The organism is Pseudarthrobacter sp. GQ63 (assembly GCF_059758765.1).
The window spans coordinates 1-15,232 of the sequence record NZ_JCAXEF010000008.1 but is presented as its reverse complement, the minus strand read 5'-3'; the positions used below and the strand labels follow the sequence as shown (position 1 = coordinate 15,232).

15 protein-coding genes are annotated in these 15,232 nt (G+C 68.1%); 9 read left to right on the top strand and 6 right to left on the bottom strand.

All coding sequences use genetic code 11. The annotated features are described in order from the left end of the window. Positions 1-161: 161 nt before the first annotated feature. From AC6CHP_RS13710 to AC6CHP_RS13700, 3 genes are all read left to right on the top strand, one after another. Entirely contained in the window at positions 162-539 is a 378-nt protein-coding gene (locus AC6CHP_RS13710; protein ID WP_498230483.1) for a VOC family protein, read from the top strand. 263 nt (positions 540-802) lie between these two features. Continuing rightward, the gene (locus AC6CHP_RS13705; RefSeq protein ID WP_498230481.1) at positions 803-2,014 is read left to right on the top strand and encodes a GmrSD restriction endonuclease domain-containing protein; all 1,212 of its coding nucleotides are present in this window, start codon (positions 803-805) and stop codon (positions 2,012-2,014) included. 65 nt (positions 2,015-2,079) lie between these two features. Then, a complete protein-coding gene (locus AC6CHP_RS13700; protein ID WP_498230479.1) occupies positions 2,080-3,009 on the top strand; it encodes an excalibur calcium-binding domain-containing protein in 930 nt (309 codons plus the stop codon). Positions 3,010-3,096: 87 nt separating this feature from the next. Here the strand turns inward: AC6CHP_RS13700 and AC6CHP_RS13695 are convergent, their stop codons facing one another. Then, positions 3,097-3,531, bottom strand: coding sequence for a nuclear transport factor 2 family protein (locus AC6CHP_RS13695; RefSeq protein ID WP_498230477.1), 435 nt, complete (start codon positions 3,529-3,531; stop codon positions 3,097-3,099). Between the two features lie 131 nt (positions 3,532-3,662). Then, the gene (locus tag AC6CHP_RS13690) at positions 3,663-4,061 is read right to left on the bottom strand and encodes a DUF1304 family protein (RefSeq protein WP_377194888.1); all 399 of its coding nucleotides are present in this window, start codon (positions 4,059-4,061) and stop codon (positions 3,663-3,665) included. 120 nt (positions 4,062-4,181) lie between these two features. Between AC6CHP_RS13690 and AC6CHP_RS13685 the strand changes: the two genes are divergently transcribed. From AC6CHP_RS13685 to AC6CHP_RS13670, 4 genes are all read left to right on the top strand, one after another. After that, positions 4,182-5,231, top strand: a complete 1,050-nt coding sequence (locus AC6CHP_RS13685; RefSeq protein WP_377194889.1) for a helix-turn-helix transcriptional regulator — start codon at positions 4,182-4,184, stop codon at positions 5,229-5,231. 185 nt (positions 5,232-5,416) lie between these two features. After that, positions 5,417-6,391, top strand: a complete 975-nt coding sequence (locus AC6CHP_RS13680; RefSeq protein ID WP_377194890.1) for an ABC transporter ATP-binding protein — start codon at positions 5,417-5,419, stop codon at positions 6,389-6,391. Further along, positions 6,391-8,010, top strand: a complete 1,620-nt coding sequence (locus AC6CHP_RS13675) for an ABC transporter permease (RefSeq protein ID WP_377194891.1) — start codon at positions 6,391-6,393, stop codon at positions 8,008-8,010. The genes AC6CHP_RS13680 and AC6CHP_RS13675 overlap by 1 nt, the downstream gene beginning before the upstream one ends. Positions 8,011-8,047: 37 nt before the next feature. Next, entirely contained in the window at positions 8,048-9,244 is a 1,197-nt protein-coding gene (locus AC6CHP_RS13670; RefSeq protein ID WP_377194892.1) for a glycosyltransferase, read from the top strand. Between the two features lie 121 nt (positions 9,245-9,365). Here the strand turns inward: AC6CHP_RS13670 and AC6CHP_RS13665 are convergent, their stop codons facing one another. After that, positions 9,366-10,667 carry a hemolysin family protein gene (locus AC6CHP_RS13665; protein ID WP_377194893.1) on the bottom strand — a complete coding sequence of 434 codons (1,302 nt, stop codon included), beginning with the start codon at positions 10,665-10,667 and terminating at the stop codon, positions 9,366-9,368. Positions 10,668-10,735: 68 nt separating this feature from the next. Here AC6CHP_RS13665 and AC6CHP_RS13660 point away from each other — a divergent pair, with 68 nt between their 5' ends. Continuing rightward, the gene (locus tag AC6CHP_RS13660) at positions 10,736-11,311 is read left to right on the top strand and encodes an SOUL family heme-binding protein (protein WP_377194894.1); all 576 of its coding nucleotides are present in this window, start codon (positions 10,736-10,738) and stop codon (positions 11,309-11,311) included. 79 nt (positions 11,312-11,390) lie between these two features. Here AC6CHP_RS13660 and AC6CHP_RS13655 read toward each other — a convergent pair whose 3' ends face one another. The 3 genes from AC6CHP_RS13655 to AC6CHP_RS13645 are packed head-to-tail and all read right to left on the bottom strand — an operon-like array spanning position 11,391 to position 14,145. Next, positions 11,391-11,822, bottom strand: coding sequence for a DUF2177 family protein (locus AC6CHP_RS13655; protein WP_104186296.1), 432 nt, complete (start codon positions 11,820-11,822; stop codon positions 11,391-11,393). Then, positions 11,819-13,687, bottom strand: a complete 1,869-nt coding sequence (locus AC6CHP_RS13650) for an AMP-dependent synthetase/ligase (RefSeq protein ID WP_498230472.1) — start codon at positions 13,685-13,687, stop codon at positions 11,819-11,821. Before AC6CHP_RS13650 ends, AC6CHP_RS13655 begins: the two co-directional genes overlap by 4 nt. Next, a complete protein-coding gene (locus tag AC6CHP_RS13645) occupies positions 13,684-14,145 on the bottom strand; it encodes a MarR family winged helix-turn-helix transcriptional regulator (protein ID WP_188730712.1) in 462 nt (153 codons plus the stop codon). The genes AC6CHP_RS13650 and AC6CHP_RS13645 overlap by 4 nt, the downstream gene beginning before the upstream one ends. 125 nt (positions 14,146-14,270) lie before the next feature. Here AC6CHP_RS13645 and AC6CHP_RS13640 point away from each other — a divergent pair, with 125 nt between their 5' ends. After that, entirely contained in the window at positions 14,271-15,137 is an 867-nt protein-coding gene (locus tag AC6CHP_RS13640; protein ID WP_377194897.1) for a DUF1295 domain-containing protein, read from the top strand. Positions 15,138-15,232: the final 95 nt, after the last annotated feature.

Here is a 15,232-nt window from a genome sequence, read left to right as displayed (position 1 = left end):
CCCTGGCGCCATTGATGGCTGGCGGGGCACGCAGAGTTCCAGGTGGCCGCCCCGGCAGTGGCGCGAAGGGCGGCCATGCGCTCCGCACCGGAATGCCCCGGGGAGCGCAGCCGGGGGAGAGCAACCGCCATCAGCGCGAACAAGTGCACAAAGGAATCACCATGCTCAAGGATTCAGCAATCATGGCTGTCCTTCCCGCGAAGGACATCAACAGGGCCAAGGATTTCTACCGGGACAAGCTGGGGCTGGAGCCCTCCGAAACCATCGAGGACAGCCTGATGTACCGCTGCGGCAACGGCACCAGCTTCCTCATCTACCAGACTGACAACGCCGGCAGTGCCAAGAACACTCAGATGGGCTGGGAGTCGGACAACCTTGAACGCGATATGGAGGAACTGCGCGGCCGCGGCGTCACGTTCGAGGACTACGATTTCCCCGGCCTGAAGACGGAGAACGGCGTGGCTACCGACTCATTCGGAAAGGGCGCCTGGTTCCTGGACAGCGAGGGAAACATCCTCAACATCGCCCAGCGCGCGTAGTTCAGGGGGCGGTTCCCGAAGGGAAGATTACGACGGCGGCGCGAGCCGCCGTCGGCCGCCGCACCGAGGTGCCAGGGCTTTTTGTCCGCAGTGTTACACCAAAGATCAAGGCGGGATCAAGGCAGAATCAACGTTGCCTCAGGCTTCCCGCAGTTTCCGCATTTCCGGGTGTCCCGGGAAATAGGCTCCTCACCATAACCACTTGTGGCTAAGCAAAAGGCCCGGCGTGCTGCCGGGCCTTTATTTGTTGGGGGAAAAAATCAATGACGAACCATGGGACCGGGCTGGGGCCTGCCCCGTCGGCTTCGACGCCCGGGCCGCGGCCGCGGCCACGGCGGAAATCCGGCGCCATCGCACTCGGGATCTCCCTGGCACTCTTCGTAGCCGGAGCCGCTTCGCTGCCTAAGGCATTCTCCGGAGACCTGGAGCCCGCCGCCGCGCAGAGCACAGCCACGGCCGCCCCCTCCGCAGCCAGCACGGCCCCCTCAGCCACGCCGCCGCCGTCGTCCGCTCCACCAGTCCGGGACACGGGCGCGCCGCTGGATCCAGAGACCACTGCCCTGGTGGCGGAGGGTGCCACGGTGGAAACTCCAAGGCTGCAGCCTGCCTTCGCCACCAAGGCGGCCCACCTGCTGGCCACCCTGCCCATCAAGGGCCGCGCACCCAAGACGGGCTATGACCGCGCCTTGTTCGGCCAAGCGTGGGCGGACGTGGACCGGAACGGATGCGACACCCGCAATGACATCCTGGGGCGCGACCTGACGGGCATCACGTTCACGAACAGTGTGCCCTGCAAGGTGCAGTCCGGGATGCTGGCCGACCCGTACACAGGAACGTCCATCAGCTTCCTGCGGGGGAGCGGGACCAGCAGCAAGGTCCAGATCGACCACGTTGTGGCGCTCAGCGACGCCTGGCAGAAGGGTGCCCAGCAGCTGACCACGGAACAGCGGACGGCGTTCGCCAACGATCCGCTGAACCTGCAGGCGACGGACGGGCCCACCAACCAGAAGAAGGGCGACGGCGACGCCGCCACCTGGCTGCCGCCGAACAAGGGGTTCCGGTGCGAATACGTTGCCCGGCAGATTTCGGTGAAAGCGACGTACGGCCTGTGGGTCACCCAGGCCGAGCACAATGCGATGGCCGCCATCCTGGCCAGTTGCGCGGACCAGTTGGCGCCCACAAACCAGGCTCCTGCCGCTCCAGCGCCCGCACCAGCACAGGCGGAGCAGGTACCAGTACCGCCCGCTCAGGCACCGGTAGCCGCGCCGCCCGCGCAGGCTGCTGTGCCGCCGGCTCCCGTTGCGCCCGCACCGGCGGTGCCCGTGCCTGCTCCCGCTGCCCCGGCACCTGCCGCCGCCTACTACGCCAACTGTGCCGCTGCCCGCGCCGCCGGTGCTGCCCCGATCTTCGCCGGCCAGGCAGGTTACCGGGCCGGCCTGGACCGCGATTCTGACGGCGTCGCCTGCGAACGCTGACCCATTGACTTGGGGTTCTCACACCCCATGTGCATCACCATCACAACCATTTCCTAGGGGGAAACATGACACATTATCCGGATCATCAGTACGCGCCCGCCCGGCCGCAGCAGCGCTGGAAACCAACCGTGCTTTTCTGGATTGTGGCGGCTGTGCTGCTGCTCCTGCTGATTCCGTTCGCCCTGGTGGGTGGGCTGGGAATGGTGCTGTTCATTCTTGGGCTTGCTGCCCTGCTTACCGGGCTTTATGCGTTTCTCTTCAAAAGGCGGTCCTGGGTGGGACTGCCACACCGCAGGTCCGGCGCGCTGGTAGCTGTTTCCGGATTTGTCGCACTGATCCTGGGTGCGGGCGTAGTGGGTGCTACAGCTGCCCCACGGGTGGAGACCGACAAGGCAACTCTGGTCAGTCCCGTTGAGCAGCGGTCCGCAACGGCTACCCCCACGCCCACACCTACTGCCACCAACCCGGCCAATTCCACCTGCACCACTGCTGCTGCAACGCGGAAGTACAACAGCCAGACGCTCACTTGCACTGTGGGAACCGACCAGCGTCTGGTCTGGATGACCGAGGCTGATTCAAAGCGCGTCCTTGCCGAGAAGGCTGTGGCGGAACAGGCTGCTGCGGAGAAGATAGCGGCGGAAAAGGCCGCTGCTGAGCAGGCCGCCGCCGCACAGGCCGCGGCGGAGAAGGCCGCTGCGGACAAGGCTGCAGCCGACCAGGCCGCCGCTCAGCAAGCTGCCGCTCAGCAAGCTGCCGCAGAACAAGCTGCCGCAGCTCAGGCGGCCGCCGCCCAAGCAGCGGCGGAGCAGGCGGCACGGGATGCTGCTGCCCGCCAGGCTGCACCCGTTGCCCCCGCGGCCCCGGCGCCGTCGTCCGTTTATTACGCCAACTGCGCAGCTGCCAAGGCAGCGGGAGCAGCACCGCTGTATCGGGGCCAGCCAGGCTACCGGCCGGGGATGGATGGCGACTCCGACGGGGTGGCCTGCGAGCGCTGACCACCTGCGCCCAGCAACACGATGCCGTGGATACCCTCGCAGGGTGTCCACGGCATTTTTGTTTGGTTGGTCCCGGCGTCCCACATGTCAGTGCGACGTCAGTTCACGCATCAGTCCGAGCTGTCCCAGGAACTCCACCTGGTCGAAGTAGAAGTGGTGGGACGTGATTTCGCCTCCTTCGACCCGGGCGATATCGCAGCTCCGGACCCTGATCTGCTTACCTGTCGCCGGCATTGTCTCGCCGGTGGGCAGGCTCAGCGGCCCGGTGTTCGTCCCGATGACGAAGCCCTCGTCAATGGCCACGTTCCCGGCCTCGTAGCTGTCACCGTGCTCGTACCGGACGTCGGGCATGGACTCCCAGAAGTGGAAGAGGTAGTTGGTAATGGCGTCGCGGCCGGTCAGTTCCCCTTCGTCGGGGGTGTAGGCAACAGCGTTGGCGGCGTAGCACCGGGCCAGCGTCTCTTTGTCTTTTTCGTCCATGGCCGTGGTGAGACGGTCCATGACTTCGCGTGCCTGTCCCATTGTGGACCTCCAATTTTTGGGCGGCCTCACGGAAGCGGGGGCCGCTTCGTGGATTGGCTTCGGCTGCTGCCGGAACCACTTTAATTGCACGTCCGCCGCAATTTGCTGTCAACGGACAGGGCTACCCTGCTTCAGAACGGCAGCGTCACCAGTGCCAGCAGGGCCGGAACGGTGGCGCCCAGGGTGCCCGGGATGCTGTCGCCCTTCTTCGGATAGTGGCCCAGCATGTCCGCCAGGAACATGGCCGGAGCGGTCAGCACCATGTTCAGGCAGCAGTAGACCACCAGGGTGTAGCCCACCACCACGTAGCCCGTGTTCACCGCGGCCACCCCCGCCAGGACTCCCAGGCCGATCACCAGGTTCCGGAACCCGGTGGGGATGGCCCACATCATCACGGCCGGAACGTTCCGCGGCGGTGTACTCAGGAACTTCTGCGCCCACGGCCGGTGCATCAGGAAGCTTTCCAGCGGGAACACCGCGATGTACACCACGGCGGCGAGGACCGCGAAGATCTGGGATACGGCGTTCATGAAGGAAGAGTACGACGGCGGTACTCACCTTCCCCATCCCCTGCGAGGGTGTTCCGGGGTGCCCTGGTAATCCCCGCTTTGGGGGATTGCGGTGCGGCCACCCGGGCGGATACTGGAGCTATGTGGGAGGAGCGCGCTGAGCGTGCCCGGCGGGACATCGCCGCCCTGGCCACCAGCGGAATGAACCTGGCGGACCTCTACCCTGCGGCGCTCGCCGTGGTGCAGCGGACGGTGCCGTTCGATCAGGGGTGCTGGGCCGGCGTCGACCCACAGACCCTGGTGATGACGTCCATCACCAACTGGAAGCCGTGGCCGGTGCGGAAAGAGGAATTCGTGGAGTACTCGGCCCGTTTCGCCGAGACGGAATATGCGGGCAACGAACCGAACACCTTCGCCCAGCTGCTGCGGCGTCCCCGTCCCATTGCACGCATGTCCGACGCCCCGCACCGGGAGGTGGTCCGCAGTGTCCGGATCAATGACCTGCTCAAGCCGCAGGGCCTGGAGCACGAACTGAGGGCGGCCTTCCGGGTGGACGATACCTGCTGGGGTGTGGGCAGCATCTTCCGCGATGCCGGACGGGACTTCACGGACCGCGAGGTGGAATTCCTGGCGGCGGTGACAGCCACCCTGGCGGCCGCCACCAGGATCGCGGTGAGGGCAGGGCACCCAACCAGGGCCGCCGCCGTCGGACCCGTGATTGTGATCGCGGGCCGGCACGGGGAACTGAAGGCGGCAACCCCCGCCGCCGCTTCTTGGCTGGCGGAGGTGGAGGACGCCTCACCGGGCCGCTTCAGCATGGTGCTGTATTCGGTGGTGGCGCAGGCTTCCGCGGCCGTTTCGGGCACGGCTCGGGCCAGGATGCGCGACGCCGGGAACAACTGGGTGGTGCTGCAGGCCAGCCGCCTGATCACCGGTGACGATCCCGAGCAGATGGTGGTCACCGTGGAGCCCGCCACCACCCATGACCTGGCCACCCTGCTGCTGGCCGCGTACGGCGTCACGGCACGCGAACAGGAGGTCTGCCTGGAGGTGCTGTCCGGCAACCCGACGGCGGACATCGCCCGGCACCTGTTCATCTCCCCGCACACTGTGCATGACCACCTGAAGTCGCTCTTCGAGAAAGTGGGTGTGGGCAGCCGCGGCGAACTGGTGGCCAGGCTGGTGGCCTGAGTCCCCGGCGCTGCCCTGGAAACGCGCCACGGCGCCAGTACTGTACGGCTCTTCCTCGCCGGTGCGGGCGCTTGTATGCTGTGGATCGGAGAGCCGGGAAGCCTGGTCGGCCCGCAGTCAATGCCTGCGGAACGCTTTGGCGCCGCCAAGGGCGTTCGCGTGACGAGCCAAGGAGCGGACTGCCGATGAATGCAGCAGCACAACCCGTTATTGAAGCCCGCGGCCTGGTCAAGGACTTCGGCAGGACCCGGGCGCTGGACGGCCTCAACCTGAGCGTGGCGCCGGGGGAAGTGCACGGATTCCTGGGTCCCAACGGCGCCGGCAAATCCACCACGCTGCGGATCCTCCTGGGCCTGATCCGCCCTACCGCGGGCACCGCCCGCGTCTTCGGGCTGGACCCGTGGGCCGACCCGGTGGCCGTGCACCGGGACGTTGCCTACGTTCCGGGCGACGTGAGCCTGTGGCCGAACCTTTCAGGCGGCGAAGTCATCGACCTCCTCACAGGCCTGCGCGGCGGTGCCGACGACAAACTGCGCCGCGACCTCATCGCGGAGTTCGAGTTCGATCCCCGCAAGAAGGCCCGGACCTATTCGAAGGGCAACCGGCAGAAGGTCGCCCTGATAGCGGCCTTTGCCCGCCCTGCGCGGCTGTACCTGCTGGATGAGCCGAGCGCCGGCCTGGACCCGGTGATGGATGCCGTGTTCCGGCGCCAGATTGCGCGGGTCAGCCGGGATGGAGCCACCGTTTTGCTGTCCAGCCACATCCTCAGCGAAGTGGAACAGCTCTGTGACCGGGTGACCATCATCCGTGCCGGGACAGCCGTGGAAACAGGCACCCTGGGCGAGCTGCGGCACCTGCAGCGCACGCATTTCCGCGTCACCGGGCTGGCTGATCCGGCACGGCTGGCTGGGATGCCCGGCGCCCACGGGGTGAGCATCGCCGGCAGCGCCGCGGAGTTCGACGCCGACCCCGGGGACCTCGGGGCTGTCCTGGCCGGCATCGCGGAACCGGGGATTAGCGGCCTGTCGGTGGCTCCGCCGTCGCTGGAGTCGCTGTTCCTGCGCCACTACAGCGACGGCAACGGGGGACAGCAGACGGGTGGAAAGCGGGCCGGCAACGGCAAGGACAGCAGCGAGCGCACGGACAGCGGGGTGCTGTGATGTCCGGGGTGCTGCGGCTGCTCCTGTTCCAATCCCGGCGGGACAGGGTGGCGCTGCCGGTCTGGATCCTGGGCATCACCCTGCTCAGTTTCGCCACCTCCACCGCCGTCGCCACCCAGTTCGGGGATGAGGCAGCGCAGGCTGCCATCCTCACCCTGGCGGCAGCGAATCCGGCGTTCCTCTTCCTCCGCGGCCTGCCGGACGGAACCGGCGTGGGCGCGGTGGTGTTCTTCCAGGGCTACGCGTTCACCGCAGTCCTGGCCGGCCTGATGAGCACCTTCCTGGTGGTGCGGCACACGCGCTCGGATGAAGAGCTGGGACGGGCCGAACTCCTCGGTTCGGTGCCCATCCCGCGGGCCGCGTCCCTGGCGGCAACGCTGCTGCTGGGAACCGCGGCCAACCTGGTGCTGGCCGTCCTTGTGGCCGGTGCCTTTGTTGCGGCCGGACTGCCCGCGGCCGGTTCGGCTGCGGCGGGTGCCGCCGTCGGGGGCGTGGGCATCTTCTTTGTGGCACTTGCGGCCGTGGCCGCACAGGCACTGCCCTCGGGACGGAGCGCGAACGGTGCCGCCGCGGGACTGGTCGGCGTGGCCTACCTGGTCCGCGGAATCGGAGACGCGCTTGGGACCCCCTCAGCTGACCTGCTGCACGTTACGAGTGCCTGGCCGTCGCTCCTCTCGCCCATCGGCTGGGGCCAGCGCACGCGGCCGTTCACCAGCCCGGACCTGGCGTTCCTGCTGGTTCCGCTGGCTGCCGCGGCCGTCCTGGGCACCGTGTCGTTGATGGTCCGACGGCGGCGGGACGTGGGTGCCAGCCTGCTGCCCGAGCGTGCCGGCAGGGAGCGCGCAGGGGTAGACGGCACCTCCTTTGTGGGCCTGGCGTGGCGCCTTCAGCGGGCCACGGTGGCTGGCTGGTGCATTGCGGCGGGAGCCCTGGGTGCCGTGGCGGGTGCCCTTGGCCCGGCAGTCACTGAGACGGTATCCAGCCTGGGGCCGGTGAAGGAGATGATCGAGCGGCTGGTGCCCGGCGGGCAGGCCGGACTGATCGACGTGTTCGTCACGGCGCTGCTGGGCATGGCCGGGGTGTTCGCGGCCGCCGCCGGGATCCAGGCAGTCCTCCGGATGCGTGCCGAAGAGGCGGAAGGCAGGGCGGAGATCCTCCTGTCAGCGCCGGTATCCCGTGCCCGCTGGCTGGGCGCCAACCTGTTCGTCGCCGCGGTCTCCGCCGCCGTGGTCTCCACGACGGCGGGAGCCGCTGCCGCCGTCGGCCTGGCTGTCTCAGGGACCTCCGATGGGCCCGCCTGGTCACTGGTGCCGGCGGCGCTGGCGCACGTCCCCGCAGCCCTGGTGTTCCTGGCCGCGGCCGCGGCCGCCTTCGCGCTGGCACCGCGGCTGAGCATCCTGGTGGCGTGGGGCGTGCTTGCTGTGGCCATTGTCCTGGGCGAGTTCGGGGAGCTGTTCGGCCTGCCGGCGTGGCTGCAGGACGCGAGCCCGTTCCGGCACTCCTCCGCCATGCCGGTGGAATCCTTCAACCAAGCGGGGGCGGCGGGCCTGCTCCTGGTCGCGGCGGCCGGGGCCGCCCTGGCAGCCTACTTCCTGCGCAGGCGGGACCTGGCAGCATGATGCCAACACTCCTCACCGGGACAAGGACCCTAGCACCATGAAGATGATGCTGCTGACCGCCGGGACGCGCGGCGACGTGGAACCCTTCTTTGCCCTGGCGCGTGCCGCCGCGGCCCGGGGGCACCAGGTCCGGATTGCCATTCCGGAAAACTCCGGCGCGGACACCGCCGGCCTGGACACCGTCAGCCTGCGCATGGACTTCGCACGGCTCGTCAGTGACCAGGGGGTTTCTCCCCGGGCTGCGGCCAGGACCTTCCGGACAGTGATCCGGCCCGCCGTTGGCCAGCTTCTCTCCGCGGCCGTGGAGCACATCGTGGCCTACGCCCCGGATGTGGTGGTCTATCACCCGAAAGTCCTCAGTGCTCCGGCCGCGGCCCGCAGGCTGGGGGTCCCGTCAGTGCTGGTGGAGACCGTGCCTGCGCTGACGCCCACCAGGGAGTTCCCGTCGCCCATCATTCCCGCGGCCAGCCTGGGCCCGCTGAACCGGGCCAGCTACGCACCGGCTAGGGCGGCCACACTGATGTTCAAGCGGGAACTGAAAGCTTCCCTGGACCTGCTGCCGCCAGGACGCATACCGGCAACGGAAACCCGCGCCACACTGATCCCCGTCAGTCCCCACCTGCTTCACCGCCCGTCCGATTGGCCGGCGTCGGTGCACCTTACGGGCCACTGGGCCGAAAAGCCCGCGGCCGCGGAGATCGACAACGAGCTGTCGGCTTTCCTGGACGGCGGGGACTTTGTGTACGCGGGGTTCGGGTCCATGAAGGCCGGCGACGCCGGGGCCCGGGGCGGGGCGATTCTTGAGGCGGCCCGGAGGAACGGCCTGAGGGCGCTGGTTGCCACGGGCTGGGGAGGTATCGACGTTCCGGCGGCTGCGATGGGCGGCGACGTCCTGGTCAGAAAATCGGTGGCCCACCACCTGGTCCTGCCACGCGCCGCGGCCGCCATCAACCACGGCGGGGCGGGAACGGTCCATGCCGTGGCGCGGGCAGGGGTTCCGTCCGTGGTGGTGCCGTTCATCGCTGACCAGCCGTTCTGGGGAGCGGTCCTGCACCGGCGCGGCCTCGGCCCACAGCCCGTCCCATACCGGAAACTCACCGCGGACAAGCTCGCCCGTGCCCTTGGCGAGGCAGAAAGCTGCCGTGGCCAGGCCGCGCGCACCGGTGAGCTGATGCGCGCAGAGGACGGGACCGCCGTCGCGCTTGGTGTCCTGGAAAACTTGGCGGGTGCGTAAGCGCCCGTACCCGGAAAACCGCACTTCCTCCCCGGAACCCAAGGCGGCACTCTGTTCGACTTCGAGGATCTGCGCCCGGATGCTCTTCATGGGTTCCCAGCCTCCACCGTCACCGGTGGCGTCAATCTACGCCCGGCTGTCCTGCCGCGGGAGTGACCCGGATCCGGGAGATGCGCAGCCGGTCCATCGCCGTCACGGTGAGCGCGTGGCCGGCCACCTCCACGCTGTCACCCACCCGGGGGAGCCGGCCCAACCGGTCGATGACGTACCCGGCCACGGTCTCGTAGTGGCCCTCCGGCAGTTCGATGCCGGATGCGGTTTCGAACTCCTGCAGGATCAGGGCGCCGTCCACGTCCACCGTCCCGTTGGCCCGGATGATGCGGTCCTCGGCGTCCACGCCGGTGTCGTACTCGTCGTAGATCTCGCCCACCAGCTCCTCCACCAGGTCCTCCAGGGTGACGATGCCGTCCGTGCCGCCGTACTCGTCCACCACCAGCGCGATGTGCTGGCCCAGCCGGCGCATCCGGGACAGCGAGGGCAGCACCTTGTTGGTGCCCGGCAGCGGAAGGATCTCCCGCGCGATACCCCGGACCGGACCGTCGTCGTACTCTCCGTCGCGGGGCATGAGGTCCCGGATATGGACAAAGCCCAGGACGTCGTCAGGCGTTTTGTCCATGACGGGATAGCGCGAGAACGGGCCGTCCCGCACCATGCTGCGCGCCTCGGCGATGCTCATGCTGCCGTTGATGAAGGTCACCTCGGTGCGCGGGCGCATCACCTCCTGCAGCGAGCGCTCGCCGGCGCCGAACACGTCGTTGAGGATGCTGCGGCTGTGTTCCTCCAGCATGTCGCTCTCGGCCACCATGTCCCACAGTTCCTCGGAGCTGATGCTTTCCTGCTTGGCGTGGGGGTCGCCGCCGAAGAGCCGCACCACCGCGTTCGTGGAGACGGACAGCAGCCAGACGGCGGGCCGCATGATGTCGGAGAGGACGCCCAGCGGCGGTGCCAGGACCCTGGTGAAGCCGACGGCGCTCTGCATGGCCAGGCGCTTGGGCACCAGTTCGCCGAGCACAAGGGAAAGGTACGCCACCAGCAGCGTCATGCCGATGAAGGCGACTGGTTCGGCGGCGGAACCGAAGCCGATGCCTTCCAGGAGGGGCTCGACGTCCGGCGCGATGGTGGAGGCGCCATAGGCGGCGGAGAAGAATCCGGACAGGGTGACACCGATCTGGACGGTGGACAGGAACCGGTTGGGGTTGCCCGCCAGTGCGGCGATCCGCGCCCCGCGCTTCCCGGATTTCTCCAACCGCCGGACCTGGCTCTCGCGGAGGGACACCAGCGCCATCTCCGTGCCGGCGAACACCCCGCCCAGCAGCACAAAGAAGAGGACCAACAGAAAATTGAGCAGGGTGGCACCGTCCATGATCAGACACTACCGAATGAAGCCGCGGGTTACGCTCCGGGGCTTTGCGGCGTAGGGTCTGAGGGACCATGACAGAACAGCAACCCTATGAGCTCGTGAGGCGCTACCCGCACTTCGAGCTGCGCCGCTATCCCGCCTATGCTGTGGCGGAAGTCCAGGTCAACGCGACTTTTGACCGTGCCGGGAACGCCGCCTTCCGGCACCTCTTCAACTACATCAGCGGCAGCAACACCGCACGGCAGAAGCTTGCCATGACGGCGCCCGTTATCCAGGCGCCGGGGGCGTCGCAGAAGCTGGCAATGACCGCCCCCGTGCTCCAGAGCGGCCCGCTGCAGGGCGGTGCACCCACTGATTTTTCTGTTGCTTTCGTTCTGCCCGCGGGTGTCACTGCCGAGACGGCGCCCGTGCCGCAGAATCCCGACGTGAAAATCCGTCCGGTCCCCGGCTCCCTGACCGCGGTTGTCCGGTTCTCGGGCAGCGGTTCGGAGGCTGCGTTTGCCCGGCACAACGAGGGGCTGCAGGCGGCGCTCAACCTGGTAGGGCTGGCGCCGGTGGGTCCGCCCCGGTTCGCCCGCTTTGATCCGCCGTTCAGGCCGTGGTTCCTCCGCCACAACGAGGTGCTGCAGGACGTCGCGGACGCTTAACTGAATGACGACGGCGGGTGCTGCGTGCCGCCGTCGGACCCGCCCTTGGTGGTTCCTGCTTTGGCCAGGAGTGCGCTGGTCAGGACGCGCGGTCCTTCGCCAGGAACCGGCGCAGGACGGTGGCCGTCAGCCAGGTGACCAGGCTGCAGGCCGCGGCGCCCCAGAGGATGTCCGTTACGGCGACGACGGCGGGGAAGTCCTTGAGCACGGCAAACGCCGTCAGCGCCCAGGTGGCGTAGGTGAAGAAGCCGAACAGCGCCGCGCCCGTGACCCGCTGCCGCATGGTGGCGTGTGCGTCGTTGGGCCGGACGCCGTAGTGCACCATCCCGGCCACGAAGATGAGGTAGAAGGCCACGGCGCCGGCAGCGTTGGGCCTGGGGGCAATCAGGTGGCCGATCTGGCTTTGGTAGAGGTTGCTCGCCACGAAGCTGATCCAGACGAGGTCCAGCACAGCGAAGATCACGGCGGTGACCGCGTAGGAAATCAGCCATCTCTTGGTCCGGGTGTTCATGCTTGGCTCCTTGACTCGGCGTAGAGGTTCTCCACAATGTGGCGGGCGCGTTCGGTGAATGCAGTGCGTTTGAGTTTCATGGTGGGTGTGACCATTCCGTTGGCCTCGCTGAGGTCGGCAAGCAGCAGCACGAACTTACGCACCTGCTCGGAGCGGGCCAGCTTGGCGTTCGCGGCAGTGACCGCCTTGCCGATGGTGCTGAGGAGGCGCGCGTCCTCGATTTGGACGGCGCCGCCGTCGTCCGGGATCCTCAGCCCGGCGAGATCGTTGATGCCCTCGCGTTCGGCCCACGCCGTGACGGACTCGGCGTCCAGCAGCACCAGGCCGCCCAGGTACGGTTTGCCCTCGCCCACCATGACGGCGTGGGCCACCAGCGGATCGCCCTCCACATAGCCTTCCCAGATGGCCGGGGTGATGGTCTTGCCGCCGGCGGTGACGATCACGTCCTTGATCCGGCCCTTGAGGGTGAGCCGTCCCAGCTCGTCGAGCTCTCCGAGGTCCCCTGTGTGGAAGTACCCGTCCGTGAACGCGCCCTGGTTGTCCGCCGGCCTGCGGTAGCCGGCGAACACGCCCACGCCGCGGGCCAGGACCTCGCCGCGGTCAGAGATGCGCACGGCGGTTCCGGGCATCGGGACGCCCACCGTTCCGGCGCTGATGGCGTCCGGCATGTTCCCGGTGAGCGGCGCGGTAGTTTCCGTGAGGCCGTAGCCCTCGATGACGGCCAGGCCCAGGCCGCGGAAGAACAGGGACAGCTCGGCATCCAGCGCGGCGGCACCGGAAAGCAGGTAGTCCAGGCGGCCGCCCACCAGCGCGCGGAGACGGGCGTAGAAGAGGCGGTCGAACACGGCGTGCCTGGCACGCAGGCTAAGCGGGACGCGGACGGAGGGGTCGGCGTCGTGCGCTTCGGCGAACCGGCCCCACTCCACAGCGGCCTGCTGCGCCGCAGCCCACACCCGCCCAAGGTGTTTCCGGGCCGCGGCGGCGGCAGCGGACGCCTGGATCTTTTGGAGCACGCGGGGGACCACCACCAGGAACGTGGGCTTCAGGACGCCGAGGGCGGGCACCACGTCCTTGGGATCGGAGAGGTGGGCGATGCGCATGCCGTTGGCCAGGCAGATCAGCTGCAGGCCGCGGGCCAGCACATGGGCCATGGGCAGGAAAATGACGGTGTTGCCGCCTTCACGGACCACGCCCGTATAGGCGGCGCCCACGTTGAGCACCTGGCCCACGAAGTTGCCGTGGGTGATCAGGGCGCCCTTGGGGGCTGCGGTGGTACCGGAGGTATAGACGATGGTGGCGACCGAGTCCAGGTCCGGCAGCAGGCGCCGCTCCTCAACGGCGCTGTCCGGGACGGCGGCGCCGCGCTGCGTCAGCTCGGCGAGGTCCGCACCGGGACGTGCGTCCATGGTCCAGACGCCCAGGTTGGTCCGCCCGGCCTGTTCAAAGCCCTGTTCCAGCAGGAGGGCATGCCCGGCGGTGCCGGCGATGGCAAGGCGGACGGCGGCGTCGTCGAGGACCGCGGCCACCTGGGGCAGGGCAGAGGTTTCGTAGACGGGGACCACGACGGCGGCGGCGAACCACGCAGCCATGTCCGCCACCGCCCACTCGTACCGGGTGGGGGACATGATGGCGAGGGATTCGCCGGGCTGCAGTCCGGCGGCGATGAGGCCTTTGGCCAGGGCGCGCACCTCCTCGACGAACTGCCGGGTGGTCACCTGGCGCCACGGATCCGTGATGGCGCCTTCCGGGGCGCGCACCTCGAAGGCAACGTGGTTCGGGGACGTCCTGAACCGCTGCATCAGCAGCTCCGTGGCGTTCCGGTGGCTGGACGGTTCAACCAGCAGCGGGGTGGAGAACTCTCTCAAGCGGTGTCCTTTGGTGTAAGTGTGTGCAGGTGGTCCTGCATGAGGCGCTGGGCGGTGTGGAGGAACCCGGCCACGGCGTCCTGCTGGGCGGCCGGCAGCGATTCGATGTGCCGGTTGGTGGCGTCCATGAGGGGCCGCATCAGGTGCATGATGTCCCGGGATGCCGCGGCCGTGGCGCTGACGTGGACATGGCGGCGGTCGCCTTCGCTGCGGAGGCGTTCGGCGTAGCCCCGGGTTTGCAGCCGGTTGACGATCGCAGTGGTTGTGGCGGCCGTGGCGCCCAGCTTCACAGCGAGAGTTCCCACCGTCATGGGTCCGGACTGGGACAGGGCGGAGAGGGCGCGGTAATCGGTGAGGTTCAACCCCAGCCTGCCTGCCACTTCGCGTTCGGTTTCGTTGGCCAGTGCCAGCACGGCCTGAAGGGCGACGGCGGCCGGATGGTACGTAGGTGTGCCCATGGTTCCTCCTCTCCTTCGCTAGTCTATATAGTAATTAGATAAGCTTGTAATCAAATCAGTTTGAAGAGGCGATTGTGCCGGTGCCTCTTGCGGCTCCCGGCGCGGCGTGGGAAAGGAACATCCTTATGAAGGATTCGGACCGTAAGGCGCTCATCATTTTTGTGGTTGCGGTGCTGGTGGGGGCTCTCGTTGCCGTCGCCGGCAGCCAGGGTGGTGCCACCGTGGGCGGCTTCCCGTTGTTCGGCCTGGGGGTGGCGGCGGCGTTCCTCATCCAGTGGCTGGCCTTTATCCCCGCGTTCAAGGCGCAGACCGAAAAGTACTACGACCTCACCGGCGCCCTGACCTACATCTCCATCACCGTCCTCCTGGTCCTGCTGACTCCCGGCGTTGATGCGCGGGGGCTGCTGCTCGCTGCCATGGTGGTGGTGTGGGCGGGGCGGTTGGGAAGCTTCCTGTTCCGGCGCGTCAGCAAGCACGGCAAGGACGACCGCTTCGACGAGATCAAGCCGTCCTTCCTCCGCTTCCTGAACACCTGGACCGTGCAGGGGCTGTGGGTGGTCCTTACCGCGGCCGCGGCCTGGATCGCGATCACTTCCGCCACTCGGGTGGGCCTGGACTGGTGGGCATTGGCGGGCTTCCTGGTGTGGGCTGTTGGCTTCGGCATCGAGGCTGTGGCGGACAGCCAGAAGGGCCGGTTCAAGGCGGACCCGGCCAATGAGGGCAGGTTCATCTCCACGGGCCTGTGGTCCAAGTCCCGGCACCCCAACTACTTCGGCGAGATTGTGCTCTGGATCGGCGTGCTCCTGATCGCCGTGCCGGTACTGGAGGGGTGGCAGTGGGTGGCCCTGCTGTCCCCGGTCTTCGTGGCGCTGCTGCTGATCAAGGGCAGCGGCATCCCGCTCCTGGAGAAGAAGGCGGACAAGAAGTGGGGCGGCGAGCGCGAGTACGAGGAATACAAGAAAAACACCCCGGTCCTGATTCCGAAGCTCTAGGACAATTCTCCGGAACCTGCTGCTGATAGGGGCGCTGGGCCCTAGGAGACTGCTGAAATATCCGCTGGTTTAGGCGCGTCGGCTGGACTGGTGAG

Excerpts from the sequence above, each read along its gene's own strand:
- AC6CHP_RS13710 (WP_498230483.1), top strand. The coding sequence starts at position 162 with ATGCTCAAGGATTCAGCAATCATGGCTGTCCTTCCCGCGAAGGACATC.
- AC6CHP_RS13705 (WP_498230481.1), top strand. The coding sequence starts at position 803 with ATGACGAACCATGGGACCGGGCTGGGGCCTGCCCCGTCGGCTTCGACG.
- AC6CHP_RS13700 (WP_498230479.1), top strand. The coding sequence starts at position 2,080 with ATGACACATTATCCGGATCATCAGTACGCGCCCGCCCGGCCGCAGCAG.
- AC6CHP_RS13695 (WP_498230477.1), bottom strand. The coding sequence starts at position 3,531 with ATGGGACAGGCACGCGAAGTCATGGACCGTCTCACCACGGCCATGGAC.
- AC6CHP_RS13690 (WP_377194888.1), bottom strand. The coding sequence starts at position 4,061 with ATGAACGCCGTATCCCAGATCTTCGCGGTCCTCGCCGCCGTGGTGTAC.
- AC6CHP_RS13685 (WP_377194889.1), top strand. The coding sequence starts at position 4,182 with ATGTGGGAGGAGCGCGCTGAGCGTGCCCGGCGGGACATCGCCGCCCTG.
- AC6CHP_RS13680 (WP_377194890.1), top strand. The coding sequence starts at position 5,417 with ATGAATGCAGCAGCACAACCCGTTATTGAAGCCCGCGGCCTGGTCAAG.
- AC6CHP_RS13675 (WP_377194891.1), top strand. The coding sequence starts at position 6,391 with ATGTCCGGGGTGCTGCGGCTGCTCCTGTTCCAATCCCGGCGGGACAGG.
- AC6CHP_RS13670 (WP_377194892.1), top strand. The coding sequence starts at position 8,048 with ATGAAGATGATGCTGCTGACCGCCGGGACGCGCGGCGACGTGGAACCC.
- AC6CHP_RS13665 (WP_377194893.1), bottom strand. The coding sequence starts at position 10,667 with ATGGACGGTGCCACCCTGCTCAATTTTCTGTTGGTCCTCTTCTTTGTG.
- AC6CHP_RS13660 (WP_377194894.1), top strand. The coding sequence starts at position 10,736 with ATGACAGAACAGCAACCCTATGAGCTCGTGAGGCGCTACCCGCACTTC.
- AC6CHP_RS13655 (WP_104186296.1), bottom strand. The coding sequence starts at position 11,822 with ATGAACACCCGGACCAAGAGATGGCTGATTTCCTACGCGGTCACCGCC.
- AC6CHP_RS13645 (WP_188730712.1), bottom strand. The coding sequence starts at position 14,145 with ATGGGCACACCTACGTACCATCCGGCCGCCGTCGCCCTTCAGGCCGTG.
- AC6CHP_RS13640 (WP_377194897.1), top strand. The coding sequence starts at position 14,271 with ATGAAGGATTCGGACCGTAAGGCGCTCATCATTTTTGTGGTTGCGGTG.